Here is a 17,652-nt window from a genome sequence, read left to right as displayed (position 1 = left end):
CAATGGCCCACTCGGTTGAGTTCACTGAACGGAGATGACTTATGGACTTGTACGAATACCAGGCGCGCGAGCTGTTGACGGCACAGAACATAGCCACTCCCGATGCCTTGTATGCGAAGACTTCCCAGGAGGCGGTCGCAGCGGCTGAGAGGATCGGCTTTCCTTGTGTGGTCAAAGCCCAGGTGAAAATCGGGCACAGAGGGCAGGCCGGCGGCGTGGCCATGGTGAATGACGCCGTCGAGGTCGAGCGTGCGTGCGCACGGATTTTGCCTATGAGCATCGGCGGCCATCAAGTGAACGGAGTGCTTGTGGCCGCAGCCAAGAATGTGCTGCATGAATACTATGTTTCCATTTCGCTCGATAGGAGTTCGCGCGACTTCGATGTGCTGGCCACAGCCAATGGAGGCACTGAGGTCGAGGAGATTGCCAAGGCCCATCCAGAATCCGTCAAAAGGCTCCACATCAGTGCCCTCGAGACGTTTGACCTGGATGCGGCAAGACGAATGGCGCAGTCCATAGGTTTCTATCATGCGGACGTTGACCAGGCGGCGCAGGTTCTGCTGAAGATGTGGAAGTGCTTCAAGGACAACGATGCAACTTTGGTGGAGATCAACCCGTTGGCGAAGGTCGGTGATCCGGACGACGAATCATCCAAATCGCTGTGCGCGCTCGATGCCAAAATCTCTTTGGACGCCAACGCCTCGTTCCGACATAAGGAATGGTCGTCGTTCCGTGATGACGCGCAAACCGATCCCTTTGAGGTCCGGGCCCGTGAACTCGGTTTGCATTACGTCCATTTGGACGGTCAGGTGGGTGTCATAGGCAATGGCGCGGGGTTGGTCATGAGTTCTCTTGACGCCGTTTCAGGTGCAGGATTACAGCAAGGCACGCAGGTGCGTCCGGCGAATTTCCTCGATATCGGCGGTGGTGCCTCTTCCGATGTGATGAGGGCAAGCTTGGATATCGTGCTTTCAGACCCTCAGGTGAGGTCGGTTTTCATCAACATCTACGGTGGTATCACCTCCTGCGAACAAGTCGCCAGCGGAATCCTGGAGGCGCTCGAAGGCTTGCGTTCGTCGGTGCCCATTGTGGTGCGCTTCGATGGCAACGAGGCGGGCAAGGGCGTGAGGATGCTTGAAGAGGCCGATGATTCTCGGCTTCGTGTGTGCGCCACGATGGAACGCGCGGCGCAGCTGTCTGCGAGCCTTGCCGCGTCACCTTCAGTGGCCGATATCCATTGTGAGACTCGTCATGGCGTCTCGTCGGATACCGCTGTTGTGCAGGGGCATGACGAAAGTGCTTCGTCAGTTGCCGATGCTCCGGCTGAAGAGAGCATGGGAGGGGCGAGATGAACTTGTTTGTGAATGAAGAAACGCCCGTCATTGTGCAAGGTATGACGGGCCATCAGGGCATGATGCATACGGGGCGTATGCTGGAAGCCGGTACTCGTATCGTGGGCGGGGTCAATCCCCGAAAGGCGGGGCTCCAGGTCGCTTTCCGCGTAGGTGACGACGGTCGCGAGATGGCAATTCCGGTGTTTGCCACTTGTTCCGAAGCAAAGGCGGCTACTGGGGCTCGGGCGAGCGTCATCTTCGTACCCCCTCGTTTCGCGAAAAGCGCCATGCTGGAGGCCATTGACGCAGGTATAGAACTCATTGTGGTCATCACCGAAGGCATTCCGGTTGCCGATACCGCATACTGCGTAGAGCTGGCCCTTTCGAAAGGCATCTCCATCGTCGGGCCGAACTGCCCAGGATTGCTGACTTTACCGCGTAAGGACGGTAAAAAAGGCGCTAACCTCGGCATCATCCCCGACGGCATCGTCTCCTCTGGTCCGTTGGGGTTGATTTCGAAATCAGGGACCCTGACGTATCAGATGATGGGTGAACTGGCGGATATCGGTTTCACGGCCTGCATAGGCGTTGGAGGCGATCCGATCGTGGGGACCACGCTCACCGAGGCGCTGCAGTGTTTCGAAGATGATGCGGAGACCAAAACCGTAGTCATGATTGGTGAAATCGGCGGGAATGCGGAACAAGACGCCGCAGCCTGGGCTGAGACGCACATGACCAAGCCGGTCGTGGCGTATATCGCGGGATTCACGGCGCCGGAAGGTAAACAGATGGGCCACGCAGGCGCCATAGTCTCCGGAGGCAAAGGCACCGCCCAAGGAAAGAAGGAAGCGCTGGAAGCAGCCGGAATTCCGGTCGGACGCACCCCCTCCCAGGCTGCCGGATTGGTACGTGAACAGCTGATGGGTGTGGAAGCGCGATGAGCACAGCGGGGAAGACCACCAAAAAGAACGCTTGGCTGCGAGGCGCATTGGGGGCTTTTGTCTCCATATTCATGTACGTCATCGCGCTTTGGGTGTTTCTTACGCTCATTCTCCTGGTCGTTTCCATGGAGGCCGGCGGTTCGGGTCTTTCCGATATGGCTTTGCCGCTTGCCTTTTCGGTCGCGTTGCTCAGTCAGGGCAGCGGTTTCGAAACACAGTCGTTCGCTCTCACCATCGTTCCGCTTCTGCTGACCTTCATGCTTATCCGGCTGGTGCGTGAGATGGTGTCCCGCACCTCCAAGAACATCAAGGCCTATTGTGCGGGGATTCTGGTCTGGCTCGTCTGCACCTGGTTGTTGACGCAGAACGCGGGTCCGACGCTTGTTGATTCCCTATGGCTCATACTGCTTAAGGCTGCCATAGTCTACACTCTCGGCTTTGTTTGGGCGGCGTTGCCTGATTCCGATACGATGCGCCGTGTCGATGACCAGTCACGTAAACTGATGCCCACCAGACTTCATCATATGGTCAGGTCGGCGCTGGTAACCGTCGTGTTCGCCGTGCTCTTCTACTGTGTGCTGGGTTTCGTCGTCGTAATCGTATGGGTGGTTCGTTATTACCCGGCCATGTTCAAGGTCTTCGAGTTTTCTTCCATGCCAACGGGATCAAGAATCGTGACAACTCTGGCATCTCTTGTCTGGCTTCCCAACCTTGCGCTTTGGGCGCTGTCGTGGCTGTTTGGCGGTGGATTCGCAGTTGGCGATCTGGCGCGATTCACGTTATGGACCGGGCGTTCATCGGGACTCCCGGCCATACCGTTTTTCGCCTTGTTTCCTGACGGGGTCGCAAGCCAGAGTGTCAGGACGCTTCTGACTGTGATGCCCTTGGCTGTCGGCATCGCTTCGGGTTTGTTCTTGATGTTCTCTCACAGAGGTTTTGGTGTAGGTGCCGGTGACCCTCGAGAACATAGGAAGATATGGCCTATGGTTGAGCAATTCCTGTATCCGTTGGGGTCCTTCACGATCTGCAGCGTTTTGCTTGTGTTCGTCTTCGATGCTCTTTTCTACCTGAGCGATGGGTCATTGGGCCGCAAACGTCTGAAAAACGTGGGCGTTGATGTCACGGGATCGGTGCAGGTAGTGGTCAGGCCCACGGTCATGGGGTTGTTTGTCGCTTGGATTGCGGCGGTGATGCTGGTCTGTCTGGTGCTTGCCGCAAGGGTGTACGTCAGACAAATACGGGTATGGTTTGAGAATCGGTCAAGAATAAGGCATTCGCCCGACCAGGCGTCTTCGCGGGATGCGGTGTCGGGTACGTCCGGTCCATCGACCGGTAGGAGGGCCAAGGATGTCTCTGGTGCTTCAGAAATGACTGAATCCCATATCCTGTCGCGTGAAGACGATTCTGACAACGTCCATGAAGCAGTTGATTGCGGCAAAAGCGAATCGGATTCACCGCACCATGGACGGAGTGAAGAAACGAAGGGTGCGGCAGCTGTGCGTGCCCATATCAACGCGGAGCAATAAAGGAGCATCATGACGGATACGCATCGGCCCATACACAGGGCACTGGTTTCGGTGTTTCACAAGGAGGGGATTGAAGACCTCGCGGCTGCCTTCGTGAGGATGGGCGTGGAGGTCGTTTCCACTGGTTCCACGGCACACGCACTTGAAAGGATGGGGGTGGAGGTCACCCCGGTAGAGCAGGTGACCGGGTTTCCCGAGAGCTTCGATGGCCGCGTCAAGACCCTGGATCCGCATATCCATGCCGGGATTTTGGCCGATATGACGAATGACAGTCATGTGCGCCAACTGGAGGAGCTTTCGATTCAACCCTTCGACTTGGTGGTTGTGGACTTCTATCCGTTTACGCAGACGGTCAGATCCGGTGCGGACGAAGCTGCGGCCATCGAGAAGATAGACATCGGTGGTCCTTCCATGGTTCGTGGAGCCGCGAAGAATCATGCCAGCGTCGCGGTGGTCACCGATCCCTCGGACTATGCCTACGCTGCTCGTGCAATTGAAAGCGGCTTGGGATTTGATTTGGATGAGCGTAGGGAGCTGGCGTGCAAGGCGTTTGCGAAAACCGCCGCATACGACGCATCCGTGGCACAATGGATGGCCCAGCGGTGGGGGGCGTCTTTGGATGAGCCGGACCTCACCCGTACATGGACCCGGTCTCATGAGTTGCGATATGGCGAGAACCCGCATCAGAAGGCCGCGCTCTATGTCGATCCCCTGGATTACGGAGGTTTTGCGCAGGCCGAACAGCTTGGCGGCAAACCGATGAGTTACAACAACTATGTTGATGCTGACGCCGCATGGCGTGCCGTGTGGGATTTCGCGCCGCAGAAAGCCGTGGCGGTCGTCAAACACAACAATCCGTGCGGACTGGCCGTCGCTCGCAGCGTGGCCGAGGCTCATCTCAAAGCACACGCCTGCGATCCCGTAAGCGCCTACGGCGGCGTGATTGCGGCGAATGCTGAGGTCACATTGGAAATGGCCAATAACGTGCGCCCTATCTTCACTGAGGTGATCGTGGCACCAAGCTACGAGCCTGCGGCGTTGGAACTCCTGAAGACAAAGAAGAAGAACCTGCGGATTCTGAAGGTCCCGCGTCCACCTCAGGCAAGGAGCCAGATTCGCGGCATCGACGGGGGACTTCTTGTACAGGGAATGGACATGATCGATGCGCCTGGGGACGATCCATCGTCATGGAAGCTGGTGTCGGGCGCTGATGCCGATGAGGATATGATGCGTGACCTTCAATTCGCATGGCGCGCCGTGCGCTGCGTGAAATCGAATGCCATCCTGCTTGCGCACGGTCAAGCCTCAGTGGGCATAGGTATGGGCCAGGTGAATCGAGTGGACTCATGTCATTTGGCGGTGGAACGCGCCAACACCCTCGCGGACGGGGAGAGACGTTCGGATGGGTCTGTTGCCGCTTCGGATGCGTTCTTCCCATTTGCCGACGGCGTGCGGACTCTGATGGATGCCGGCGTGCGCGCCATCGTTCAGCCGGGAGGCTCGATTCGTGACGAGGAGGTCATCACGGCTGCAAACAGGGCCGGAGTGACCATGTATCTTACCGGCACGCGGCACTTCTTCCACTGATGTGAATGTCGGCGGTGCTGTATATCGGTCGCGGACCGAGCCTTCGAGTCGGTGTTTCGGCGTATGCCCCCGCGGTAGCAGGAAAGTGGCTCGGTCATATGTGTCGTAATATTGAATTGAATGTGGTGACGGCCACGGCGGTTATTCAAGGGGGAGAGTGCATGGGCACCAGGAAACATCCTCATGTCTCCGAGGAGAACGAAGGGAGACCAGCCTTTGAATGGGTGGTGGCCGTGTGCGTCGTGGTCGCCGCTGTCGTGGCGTTTCTGGGGCATACTGCATTGGCGACCGCGCTCTTGGCTGCGGTGTCGATTCTTACTGGTCTCATCAGGCTGGTGCTGCGCTCACGCAGCCCTTGGAAGGTGCGTTCGGTCTCGTTTGACGTCTTCATTTCGATCGCGTTGGGTATAGGCTTGCTGGTGACATATGCCAGCATTGAGCTTATGTTGTGATCAGATCGGTCGTGTGATGGTGAGGTGACGGTTACGGATGGACGTGCCTTGTCGTGTCGTGTTTGGTACGTGCTCGGCTTCGCTTGGGCGTGCCTATGGCTTCGTCGTGTCCGTATCGACTCGTCGTCAAGCGTGATTCGTCGTTCTGGATCGCAGTTTCCCGTGGTGGGGGTGCGGCCCGACGGCACGGCTTCTGGCAGTTGAGACGGTGTGCTTGGATTGTCGAGTGCCGCAGATGCTCTGGAGTGCGAATGAGGTGAGGGACTACGGGATGGGTCACTGGCATGGTACATGTTCGTTCTAGGAACGTCGGGGAAGGTGGTTTTGTTGCAAGCGTATGATGTTTCTCAGGCTTCGGCCATCGTGTCGACCCACTCTCGTGACCCGTTGGAGGTTCTAAAACGGCATTTTGGCTATGATTCATTTAGGCCAGGCCAAGAAGGGCTTGTCCGCGCGATTCTTGATGGGCATGACGTGCTTGGTGTCATGCCTACGGGTGCGGGCAAATCCATCTGCTATCAAGTTCCTGCAGCGATGCTTCCTGGCCTTACCATCGTCATCTCCCCGTTGATCTCACTGATGCAGGATCAGGTCGATGCCTTGAATGGGGTGGGCGTCCCCGCCGGATACGTCAACACGACGCAGGAACCTGACGAAAGGCGTTCGGTTTTGGCCCAGGCGCGCAACGGAAATTTGAAAATGCTGTATGTGGCGCCGGAACGATTGCTCACCGATCAGTTCAGGCAATTCGCCGCCCGGGTCAATGTCTCGCTGGTGACGGTCGATGAAGCGCATTGTGTTTCGCAGTGGGGACAGGATTTCCGATCGTCATACCTTGCCATAGTCGATTTCATCGCTCTGTTCTCGGTCCGACCGGTGGTGGCGGCGTTCACTGCCACCGCAACGGAACGTGTGAGACGGGACATCGTCCGACTGCTTGCGCTACGGCGTCCGGAAACCGTTGTCACTGGTTTTGATCGGCCCAACCTGTATTTCGACGTGATATCCATGCCCACCAAACGCAAGAACTCCTGGATTGTCCAATATGTGCTCCGTCATGAAAACGAGTCCGGAATCGTCTATTGCGCCACCCGGAAGGAGACCGAGATGCTCGCTTCTGATCTGCGTTCCTGTGGCATTCGGGCGGCAGTGTACCACGGTGGCATGGACGCGACGCTCCGCAGCAGGGCGCAGCGTGAGTTCATCATGGATGACGTTCCGGTGGTGGTCGCCACCAACGCCTTCGGCATGGGCATCGATAAGTCGAACGTGCGTTATGTGATTCATCACAACATGCCGGAAAGCATCGAGGCCTATTATCAGGAAGCCGGCCGTGCCGGGCGTGACGGCGAGCCAAGTCGGTGCACCTTGCTGTGGAACGAGTCCGACATCGTCACAAGACGTCGTCTCATGGACATCGACCCGAGTAATCAGCATCTCGGGGTCGAAGAGGCCGAGGTCGTGCGGCAAAACCACCGTCAGTTGCTGAACGCCATGATAAGTTACTGTCGCACCACCGAATGCCTTCACCGGTATATCGAAGAATACTTCGCCGATCCACACTTGGGTGCGCCGAAGGGAGCGCATGCCGCCGATGCCGCCACAGGCGGTGCTGCCGATGAAGGCACCATTGCACAACGTGGATCCGTTGAAGGCGGCGCAACGATACTTGCTGCGGATGAGCCGGTCATTCACGGCGGGAAGTGCGGCAATTGCGTCAATTGCGAAAGCAATTTCGAAACCATCGACGTCAGCGTGGTGGCTCGCGCGATAAGCCGGTGTGTCCACGACACAGGGCAACGTTTTGGTTCCGGGAAGATTGTGGCGGTGTTGCGCGGTTCAAAAGCCCAGGATCTTATAAGGCGTGGCCTTGATCAAAATCCCAGTTATGGTGTGCTGCGGAGCGTTGCCGAGTCCCGCGTGCGGGATGTGCTCAACCAGATGGCGAGTGATGGTTTTCTTATGATCTCAGAAGGGCGAATGCCGGTCGTCGGCTTTGGGGCACGAGCGTCCGAGACGGTCAAACCCGGGTTTCATTATGAAATCAAGCGGCTTGACCATAGGCGTCCGTCCGGTCCGATGCTCTTGGAGGCCGCACACGATTCAGGACATGCCGACGCTTCTCGTCGTGGTGGCTCAGGTGCGGGGCTGGAAGGTCAAAACCCCCGGGAACCGGCCCTTGGAGACTACACTCCCGACGAGGAGAATGAAGAGCTTTTCCAGAGATTGCGGGCGCTGCGACTCGAGGTGGCGCATGAGATCGGAAAGCCGCCTTACATCGTCTTCTCCGATAGGACCCTACGGGACATGGCTCGCATCCGTCCGATGACCGATGCCCAATTCCTGAGCGTCAACGGTGTGGGGCAGAATAAGCTGTCGATGTATGGGCGACGTTTCATGGACGCGGTGCGTTCCTTCGAGGGCTCCTGAGTGCGTGTGCGCGCTTGCCGTTCATTTATGTGTGTAAGATGGCAGTGAACCATTCAGGGACGTCAAAGCAATGTCAGGAGGACATCATGGCAGAGAACATGAAGGAAGACAAGCCACAGCCTGAAAGCTTCCAACTCGACCACACCAAGGTCAAGGCGCCGTACGTGCGCTTCATCGAAACCGAGACAGGCCCCAACGGCGACGTGATATCCAACTATGATCTTCGTCTGGTGCAACCCAACGAGAACGCTATCCCCACCGGTGGGCTGCATACCATCGAACATACGCTGGCGGTGCTGCTGCGCGAGCGCATTCCCGGTTACATCGACTGCTCCCCGTTCGGATGCCGTACCGGTTTCCATCTGTTGACATGGGGTGAACACAGCACGGAGGACGTGGCGAAGGCCCTCAAGGAATCGCTGGAATTCATCGCGGATAAAGCGACTTGGGATGATGTTCCCGCGACCGATGCGAAAAGCTGCGGCAACTACCGTGACCATAGCCTATTCACGGCCAAGGAATGGTGCAAGGATATCCTTTCGAAGGGGATAAGCTCGGATCCGTACGTGCGCAAGGTGGTATGAGCCGGTGGAATTCAGGAATGCCGGTTGTTCTGATTTGCCGTCGATGCGTGCCAATTTCGTTGCAGCACGCAGGCTGATGGCTCGTAACGGCAATCCGAATCAGTGGGGGAGAATCTACCCCCTCGATGAGTGGGTTGTGGAGGACGTCAGGTTGGGGCGTGCCGTTCTGCTCGTGGATCATGAAGGGCGTGAAGGCGGCGAACGCGTCCTAGCGCAGTTCACCGTCTGTACGGGGGTCGAACCGGCATACGGGCACATCGAGGGCGAATGGTTGGACGATGACCCGTACGTGACTGTGCATCGGCTCGTCTCCACAGGTCTGAAGCCTCATAGCGCTTCCGCTTGCCTGGAGTGGGTGCTGAGCCGGTACGGGAACGTACGTGCGGACACCGACCCGCATAACACGGCTATGCTTCATGTACTCGAGAAGGCAGGTTTCACGCGGTGCGGTTTGATCAACCTCGATCGCACCGAAGGAGACACCGTGCGCATAGGATTTCAACGTCACGTATCCGTGAAAGAATGGAAACATGACGCTTAGTGCACTCAAACCGTGGGAATTCTCCTCTCCTCAGGGAAAGGCCAACTATCGTAGGGCTCGTCGCCTTTATCCCGGTCAGGCTGTCATCGATCTCAAATCCATGCGCGACAACATGCGCACGTTGGTCGATGTCGTCGGCGGCTCCAATGGCGGCACTGCGGTCATGGGCATTGTGAAGGCGGATGGCTATGGTCATGGTCTGGTTCCATCCGCGCTTGCGGCGCTCGCCGGAGGTGCCACATGGCTCGGCACCGCACAGCCACGAGAGGCGTTGCAGCTGCGTATGGCCGGTATAGGGTCAGATCGTTGCCATATCCTTACTTGGATGTACAACTCCGGCGAGGCTTTGTTGCCGGAGTTAATAGCCAGCGACATCGACGTTTCCGTCGGCTCACTCGCGGGCATTGACGCATTGGCCAAGGCCGCACGCAAAGTCGGCAGACCAGCACGAGTCCACGTCAACGTGGACACCGGTCTGGGGCGCAATGGTTTTACGGAACGCGGCTTCCAGGTGGTACTTGACAGGCTTGTGCCCCTCGTGCATGAGGAGCTGTTCGAGATCGTGGGTCTATGGAGTCATCTTTCCGCTGCTGAATCTCCTGATGTGCTCGAATTCGTGGAGCTGACCGATCGACAGATCGCTTTGTTCAACGACTTCACGCGGCGTATGGAGAAGGCCGGGATCAGTCCGCAACTGCGGCATATCGCCAATACGGCGGCCACGTTTTCGCGTCCGGAGGCCCGATTCGATCTTGTGCGTCCCGGCATCGGCTTGTATGGCTACGAGGCCGACCCTGCGATGGGTACGCCCGAACAGTTTGGTCTGAAGCCCGCGATGACGTTACAGGCTCAGATTTCAACGGTCAAGGACGTCGTCGAGGGGCAAGGAATCTCCTACGGGAGCACGTATGTCACCAACAGCGATACAAGCACCGTCATCATTCCACTCGGTTACGCGGACGGCATTCATCGTGCCGCATCGGGATTCGACGATTCCGGTTCTGAGCATACGACCAAAATCGGCGGCCCGGTGCGTGTCATGACCAAGGACGGTCCACGGGTGATGCACGTGTCGGGCCGTGTGTGCATGGATCAGTTTGTTTTGGATCTCGGTGCTCCGGCTGTCGAACTCGGAGTCAGCGAAGGGGATACGGTGGAGCTCTTCGGGCCAGGCCGAGGTGAGGAGTTCGATGAACCGACGGCTGATGACTGGGCCCGTTGCGCTGGTACCATCAGCGATGAGATTTTCGCCTGCCTGACGTCGCGCATACCACGTCTGTATCTCAATGCTGCCGAAGTGCTTTCGCCTCGCGATGTGAGCAAGCTTCATCGTCGGCAGATCCTATAGCCATCGACGGGTGCCCTGCGTCACGGCGTCGTCCGATGCGCGTACCGATGGATGCGTTCCAGGAACGCTATGAGGTATTATCGTGGTCCAACCAAGGCGGAGAAGGCCGGCGGTAGGCTGCTCGTTAACTTGTGTTTCCCTGTGGTTTCGGTTTGGGCATCATTCGGTCGATTAGTCGGAACGGTCGCGTTGCACGAGGCGTACGGAGGTGAATATGCGTGCCATTGACAGAGAACGAATTCCGGGCGATGAAGGTTATTGCGCCGCCGATGAGGAGCGCTGGGCGGCAGAACCGCCCAAATCGCAGGAGAGAACCTCCTTCGAACGCGATCGAGCCAGGCTGATTCATTCTTCGGCCTTGCGTCGATTGGGAGCCAAGAGTCAGATATTGGTGGCGGGGACCGATGATTTCGCACGCACTCGGCTTACGCATACTCTCGAGGTAGCGCAAATAGGTCGGCAGATAGGAGCTTCGTTGGGGTGCGACCCGGATGTTGTCGATTGCGCATGTCTTGCACACGACCTGGGGCATCCGCCATTCGGCCATAACGGTGAGAAGGCCCTTGCAGCCATCGCCTCTGGCATCGGCGGTTTTGAAGGCAACGCCCAGACGCTGAGGCTTCTGACCAGGCTTGAACCGAAGGTCTTCCATGCGGATGGTCGTTCCGCCGGCGTGAACCTCACACGCGCCTCCTTGGACGCCGCGGTGAAATATCCTTGGTCATTGAAGGATGCCGCCAAACATCCAAAAGGTGAACGAAGCTTGAAGTTCTGCGTTTATCCCGATGATGAGCCGGTCTTCGAATGGTTGAAGCGGGATTTGCCCGAGAGTCTCAAGGAGGCCAAACCGATGGAATGCCAGGTGATGGATCTTTCGGACGACATCGCCTATAGCGTCCACGACGTCGAGGATGCGATCGCGACATACGCCTTCAACCCTCTCGCACTTGCGGATCCACGCATCATTGACGGTGTCATCGACCAGACTCGTAAGTGGTATGGCGATCGATGGGATTCGGATGAGCTGTTGTCCGCCTTCAACCGGTTGAAGGCGGAGCATATGTTCCCCTCACATTTCAATGGATCGCGTGAAGCCCTGGCTCAGCTGAAGAACATCACCAGTTCCCTTATTGGAAGATTTGCGCTCTCTGTGGAGAAGGCCACCCGTGAGCGTTACGGTCGGGGTCGCCTCACCCGCTACAGTGCAAATGTCGTTATTCCCGAGCAGACCAGTTACGAAATAGTGGCTCTTAAAGGAATAGCCGTCTATTTCGTCATGGAACCGCGGGACCATGATGCGCAGCACCTTGAAGAACAGCGGGTCGTCGAGGATCTGGTAGATGTGCTCATGGCCGATTCGCCGCGTCCTTCCGATGTGTTGGATTCCATTTTCCTGGGGGACTGGAATCAGTGCGCCAACGATGAGGAACGGTTGCGTGTCGCCGTCGATCAGGTGGCCAGCCTGACTGACGGGTCCGCCCTGACTCTGCATTCGATTGTGTGTTGAATGTTAAGACCGTAAGGCAGCTGTGCCGGATTGGTATCCGTGAGTTCGACCGGGTCCGGTGATGATGTGTTGTGCCGAGGAAGCCAGACATTCCCGCAAACCCGTTCGTCGTATCTGCCGACTTTTATGTCGCGGAAAGCAGCTCATGTCGTCATGATTGGCCGTCATGCCGGTTGAAGAATAAGCGGTTTGATCCGGCCTTGTGCGTGGATGCCGTGGTGCATGTTTCGATGCGTATATGAGGGCGTTTCAAGCCGACATACCGAGCTTTTCATGAGTTTGGCGCATCGCTTGAATCGCCTGTTCTCGTTGGGTGATATGGACCGTGTAAAGTTGATTGCTATGGCTGGAATGATATTGAAGGAAGACGTCGAAAAGGTACGCGGGGCGGCGGACTTGTATGACATCGTTTCGTCCACGGTGACGCTGAAACCATCCGGAAGCGGCACGTATGTCGGGCTGTGCCCATTCCACGATGAGAAGACGCCTAGTTTCAGCGTCAGACCATCGCTTGGCGTCTGGCATTGTTTCGGCTGTGGTCTGGGTGGCGATGTGTTCGTCTATGTTGAGCATCAAGAGAACATCGACTTTCGTGAGGCCGTCGAGCTGCTGGCCGATAAATATCACATCGAGTTGCACTATGAGAAAGGCGGTAGATCTTCCGAGCATCAGGGTTCGAAACGTGCTCGTCTACTGGAGGCAAACGAGGAGGCGCAACGTTTCTTCGTGGAGCAGTTGAGAGGTCGAGATGCGATTGCGGCCCATAAGCTGCTCGCCGGACGTGACTTCAGTCAAAAGGATTGTGAGTTTTTCGGTTGTGGGTACGCACCTCAGGGCTGGGACAATCTGGTGCGTCATCTGGCATCCAATGGCTTCACCCAGCAGGAAATGCTTGACGCCGGTCTGGCTCGGCAGGGCCAGCGGGGACTGTATGACTATTTCCGTGGTCGCGTGACGTGGCCTATACGTGATTCCACGGGACGGACGTTGGGCTTCGGTGCCCGCAAGCTGTTCGATGACGACAACGTCAATGCCAAGTACATCAATACGCCGGATACCGTGCTCTACAAAAAAACGCAGGCGTTGTACGGCATCGACATAGCCAAGGCTGCGATCGTCAAGAAGCGGCAGGTCGTTATCGTCGAAGGCTACACTGACGTAATGGCGTGCCATTTGGCAGGCGTTGATACCGCAGTCGCCACATGCGGCACCGCCTTCGGTGAGGAACATGCCAAAATCGTGCGTCGTCTCATCGCCGACGATTCGCTTGGCGCGGTGCAGCTGGTCGGTCCGCTCAAGGTCGACGGGCAATCGTTGTCAAGTCGTATCGTGTTCACCTTTGATGGGGACGCGGCGGGTCAAAAGGCCGCCATCCACGCCTTTGCTCTGGATTCGGCCTTTCTTTCGCAGACGTTCGTGGCGGTGGCCGCGGACAACCTCGATCCGTGCGACCTGCGCCTCAAACGAGGGGACCAGGCGGTGCGTTCGCTTGTCTCCGAAGCCAAACCACTGTATGACTTCGTCATCAACACGGTGATCGACCGTTTCGACACTGCATACACCAACGGACAGATGGGTGCGGTGAAAGCTGTGGCTCCTTTGATTGCCCAGATTCGAGACAGGTCGCTGCTTGATGTTCATGAGAGGAAGGCGGCTCGCCGGATTGGTGTGGATCTGGATATCATGCGCCATGAAGTGAATGCTGCCCGCCGCAAGCTTCATGTCAGGGACGAGGACGCCTATGCGCCCAGGCGTGGCCAATATCAGCCGACTGCACGACAGAACGGGTTCAACAGAGAGAACACTTTCGGCACAGGAGACAACCCCTATGCCAACCCCGAGGTGCGCAAAGCCTTGGAACGGCGCGATGCCAATGAGCAGTCATATTATCGGGTTGACGATGCTGTGTTCATCGCGGAACAGCAGTTCATGGCGGTGCTTATCCAGGTACCTCGCGCCATACCGGTGCAAGGTTTTGCGAAGCTCGGTGCAAATCATTTCCTGACCGATGTGTTCCGTTCCTTGTTTCAGGCCGTGGAGGCGGCCGGCGGTCTGCCTGCTCCCGAAACACCGCAAGGACTGTGGATGCACAACCTGAACAAGGCTGCAGGGCCGGTTTTATCCGAGGTCGTCGGAGAGCTGGCTGTTTTACCCTTGCCCCTGCCTGTGGTGTCGGAGAGGCAATCGTCGTCCTCGGGACGGACCGTTTCCCCGCAGGCCAGCGATGCCTCTTCCTCCGGGTCGGCGCACGAAGTTTCCCAGGCTTCCTTGCCGTTGCGTGAGGCGAGCCCTGAAGAGAGCCGATACGCGGCCGAATTGCTGGTTCGACTGCTTGATCTGGGATATATGAGGCAAATAGGAGCGGCCAAGCGTCGTATGTCGCATATGTCCGATTCGGCTAAGAAATTGGAGCTGCTTGGCAGCATCACGCGAATGGAGACGGAGCGCAAGGAGATGCAGTCCCAGGTCTATGGCAACGCCACTGCGTGATGGAATCAAAAGGTTTTTAAGCTTTTTGGTCGCTGTCACAAGTGTTCGCATTTCGTTGAGAAATCAGGTCTTTTTCCGCCTACAAAAGCCTTCGAATCGGCATTGGTCGCTGCTGTGCTGTTTTTTTGGTCGAGTCTCACGTGAAAATCCCATACAATAGCGTATATGGGCGTGGATTCGATCGGCGCCCTGGCGTGAGGCGTCAAGCCATTTGCGTGTGGGAGAGCAGATGAGAGCAGTTATCGAGAAGGTCCTGAAGAATGACACCATTCTTCTCGTCTCCAGTATCCTCGCCATCATTTCATGCTTTTTCGTTCATCCCGATCAACAGTATCTGACCTATATCCATGTCAACACCATCGCGCAGTTGGTGTGCCTCATGCTTGTGGTGTGTGGTCTGCAGCGCATCGGCGTGTTCCACTTCATAGGTTCCCGTCTGCTGTCGAAGGTAGGCAGTGAGTCGGGCTTGGTGCTGACGCTGGTTTTGCTCACGTTCTTCTCTTCCATGTTCATAACGAACGATGTCGCATTGGTGACGTTCATCCCCTTCGCTCTCTCCGTGCTCGTCATGGCAGACATGCAGGGGAGCACGGTGTTGGTCGTCACGTTGATGACGGTCGGGGCGAATACGGGCAGCATGCTTACACCAATCGGTAACGCCCATAATCTGTACATGCGGGCCATATCGAACACCTCGACCGTGCGCTTTCTTCAAATCATGGGACCTTATTCCCTCGTGTCTCTGGCCATGCTGCTGGTCGTCACGCTTCTGGTGTTCCGCCGCAAACCGATTTCTGCAACTCTTGCGAAGCTGGATAGCGAAGGGCTTGAGAAGACTGTTTTGGCACCGGTGGAGAACGCCGAGCGCCCAGACGAGATTCGGCTGCTTGGCTATGGTGGGGGCAATGGAGGCTGGCGGGCGCTAGTATACGTGATTCTGTTCCTGGTATGTGCGCTTACAGTGGGTAATCTGCTGCCATTATGGCTCATGTGCGCCTTGGTTTTCGTCACCTTCCTCGTCTGCGACAGGCGCGCCTTCATGAAGGTGGATTGGGCGTTGCCGCTTACCTTCATCATGTTCTTCATCTTCATTGGCAATATGCGCAGAGTGCCTCAATTTGCTTCGCTAGCTGCGTCTTTGGTTGGTTCCCACCCGCTGCAGGTGGCGGTCGGTGCCAGCCAGCTCATCAGCAACGTACCCACGTCCATCCTTTTGTCGGGGTTCTGCAGTCAATGGCGTCCGCTTATCATCGGAACGAATCTTGGAGGGCTGGGCACGCTGATCGCATCGATGGCCTCGCTCATCTCATACCAGCAGGTTGCCCGCAAATACCCGCGGCGTAAAGGGCATTATCTCGTGGTGTACACCGCCGTCAATGTGGTGTTTCTCGCTGTGCTTCTGGGTTTGTCCGTTTTGATCGAGTAGTCCTCGCCAAACTTTCCGCGGTTCTGTCCGTCCGTCTTTTTCAGGCCTTAGCGAGCTTATAAGTTCCTTTCCCTGGTTCGCCCAGATGTTCCAACCTTCCCGCATCGGTAAGGGTATGGAGCAGCTTTTTGGCTTCCTTGCGGTTGAGTCCCAGTGAGTGCTCCACTTGTTTGCGGGTGAGCTGCACACCCCTTCCGGCGAAAAGATGCAGCGCCACGGCCTCAAGTTCGTCGAGTTCGTATCCGGGCAGTGCTGGCTCGCGCTGCTTCTTGGCATGGCCGGGTTGGTCGTAGGTCCGCGATCCATCAGTCGATGAGGTCTCCAACTCCGCACCTGTTCGTTGGTTTCCGGAAAGGTCACCGGAGAGCACCAGGGTCTGCAGGGGCGCCACCGCAATGACCCTTGCCCCGGCCAGAGCCGAACCCGGGTCGTCTGTGATGTAGGGGTGTGCGGTGGGGAAGGCGTAGCGTTTGGCGTGCAGTTCGCGCGATTGTTCGGAACGACCGGAATCGTCGAAACCATCGATGTCATTCGTGTCGGAGCGGGTTTCGTCGTTTCGCTCATCACCGCCCGTCAATGGTTCCCGAACTGAAGCGGGAAGCACCATGGCCACGGATCTGGGTCCGACCCTTACTTGGGGACTCGCCAATGAATCACCGTAGGATTCAAGGATTCGTCGTATGCCGGTGCCACAGTCTTCACTGATGCCGAGTCGGGAAAACAGGCTGGCCAAATATGGGTTGCGTGGCATGTTCACGCCGTTGAGCAGGTCGTTGACTTCCAATCCGCCCACCAATCCGCCCAAAGAAACGATTTCGATCCTGGAAGGGAAGATGTTGATTACTGTTGGACCGTTCATGTCATAGTCGCGGTGTACTACGGCGTTCACCAAGGATTCCCTCAATGCCTGCGAAGGCCATCGTCTGTCAACATCATGTTCGTTCAACAGCATCACCGCCTCATCAAGCTGACTCAGCGTGGATCCGGTCAGCGTCCTTTTCTCCACGACCTTGGATTTCATGTCGCTCGCGAAGATGGTCATCTTGATGGAGAATGGGCATTGGTCGCTGAGCAACAGCCCTGTGTTGGTGTAATGCCGGTTTTCGTCAAGGATATGGAGGTCGGAAAGTCTACTTTCGTCCCAAGTCATTCCTGCCGTGGCGAAGGTCTGCTCGGCATGGTCGAAACTCAGCTCTTGGATGGCTGAAAGCCTGTGGTCATAGGGTGCCGCCCACGGACCGGTCTGCGGATCATGGCGTGTAACGGTGCCCTGCTGCGCCTGGAGAGATTCGTCGGTGTAGGACTCCTCAGTTCTACCTTGAACTTCCATCCGGCCATTCTGATGTGGGTTAGTATGCGTTGCCATGACTCGATGCTAACGAAAAGTTGAGACACTCTTTGCGTTGGGCCGAGAAGTGAACGAATTCGTTATCACATCAGCTTTCGACCCAGGTGGGTGTGAAGATTTTGTGAAGCGGGGTAAAAG

Annotated in this window: 12 protein-coding genes and 1 pseudogene; 12 read left to right on the top strand and 1 reads right to left on the bottom strand. The window is 57.0% G+C overall.

Going from position 1 to position 17,652, the window contains the following annotated elements:
- Positions 1 to 41: 41 nt before the first annotated feature.
- From sucC to BBOMB_RS02660, 12 genes and pseudogenes are all read left to right on the top strand, one after another.
- Positions 42 to 1,214 (top strand): annotated as a pseudogene (sucC, locus tag BBOMB_RS02715) (ADP-forming succinate--CoA ligase subunit beta); the annotation flags it as partial.
- Between the two features lie 134 nt (positions 1,215 to 1,348).
- Positions 1,349 to 2,275, top strand: a complete 927-nt coding sequence (gene sucD, locus BBOMB_RS02710; RefSeq protein ID WP_044086741.1) for a succinate--CoA ligase subunit alpha — start codon at positions 1,349 to 1,351, stop codon at positions 2,273 to 2,275.
- Positions 2,272 to 3,801: a cell division protein PerM gene (locus BBOMB_RS02705; RefSeq protein WP_052377368.1), complete on the top strand. Its 1,530-nt coding sequence runs from the start codon at positions 2,272 to 2,274 to the stop codon at positions 3,799 to 3,801. The genes sucD and BBOMB_RS02705 overlap by 4 nt, the downstream gene beginning before the upstream one ends.
- 9 nt (positions 3,802 to 3,810) lie before the next feature.
- Positions 3,811 to 5,388, top strand: coding sequence for a bifunctional phosphoribosylaminoimidazolecarboxamide formyltransferase/IMP cyclohydrolase (purH, locus tag BBOMB_RS02700; protein WP_044086740.1), 1,578 nt, complete (start codon positions 3,811 to 3,813; stop codon positions 5,386 to 5,388).
- 161 nt (positions 5,389 to 5,549) lie between these two features.
- Positions 5,550 to 5,840, top strand: coding sequence for a hypothetical protein (locus BBOMB_RS02695; protein WP_044086955.1), 291 nt, complete (start codon positions 5,550 to 5,552; stop codon positions 5,838 to 5,840).
- A gap of 291 nt (positions 5,841 to 6,131) precedes the next feature.
- Entirely contained in the window at positions 6,132 to 8,270 is a 2,139-nt protein-coding gene (locus tag BBOMB_RS02690; RefSeq protein WP_081867247.1) for a RecQ family ATP-dependent DNA helicase, read from the top strand.
- 86 nt (positions 8,271 to 8,356) lie between these two features.
- A complete protein-coding gene (locus tag BBOMB_RS02685) occupies positions 8,357 to 8,854 on the top strand; it encodes an S-ribosylhomocysteine lyase (RefSeq protein ID WP_330934682.1) in 498 nt (165 codons plus the stop codon).
- A gap of 43 nt (positions 8,855 to 8,897) precedes the next feature.
- The gene (locus BBOMB_RS02680; protein ID WP_044086739.1) at positions 8,898 to 9,395 is read left to right on the top strand and encodes a GNAT family N-acetyltransferase; all 498 of its coding nucleotides are present in this window, start codon (positions 8,898 to 8,900) and stop codon (positions 9,393 to 9,395) included.
- Positions 9,385 to 10,743 (top strand): alanine racemase, encoded by a 1,359-nt coding sequence (gene alr, locus BBOMB_RS02675; RefSeq protein WP_044086738.1) that lies wholly within the window; start codon positions 9,385 to 9,387, stop codon positions 10,741 to 10,743. Before BBOMB_RS02680 ends, alr begins: the two co-directional genes overlap by 11 nt.
- Before the next feature lie 214 nt (positions 10,744 to 10,957).
- On the top strand, positions 10,958 to 12,250 hold the full coding sequence (locus tag BBOMB_RS02670) for a deoxyguanosinetriphosphate triphosphohydrolase (RefSeq protein ID WP_044086735.1): 1,293 nt from the start codon (positions 10,958 to 10,960) through the stop codon (positions 12,248 to 12,250).
- Positions 12,251 to 12,592: 342 nt separating this feature from the next.
- Positions 12,593 to 14,740, top strand: a complete 2,148-nt coding sequence (gene dnaG, locus BBOMB_RS02665) for a DNA primase (RefSeq protein ID WP_044086951.1) — start codon at positions 12,593 to 12,595, stop codon at positions 14,738 to 14,740.
- Positions 14,741 to 14,969: 229 nt separating this feature from the next.
- Entirely contained in the window at positions 14,970 to 16,166 is a 1,197-nt protein-coding gene (locus BBOMB_RS02660) for an SLC13 family permease (protein WP_044086734.1), read from the top strand.
- Between the two features lie 40 nt (positions 16,167 to 16,206).
- Here the strand turns inward: BBOMB_RS02660 and BBOMB_RS02655 are convergent, their stop codons facing one another.
- Positions 16,207 to 17,532 (bottom strand): ATP-binding protein, encoded by a 1,326-nt coding sequence (locus tag BBOMB_RS02655; protein WP_081867246.1) that lies wholly within the window; start codon positions 17,530 to 17,532, stop codon positions 16,207 to 16,209.
- Positions 17,533 to 17,652 lie beyond the last annotated feature (120 nt).

This window comes from Bifidobacterium bombi DSM 19703, assembly GCF_000737845.1.
GTDB lineage: Bacteria > Actinomycetota > Actinomycetes > Actinomycetales > Bifidobacteriaceae > Bifidobacterium > Bifidobacterium bombi.
Note: the sequence above shows the minus strand (reverse complement) of the source record. Positions and strands in the feature narration are given on the sequence as shown.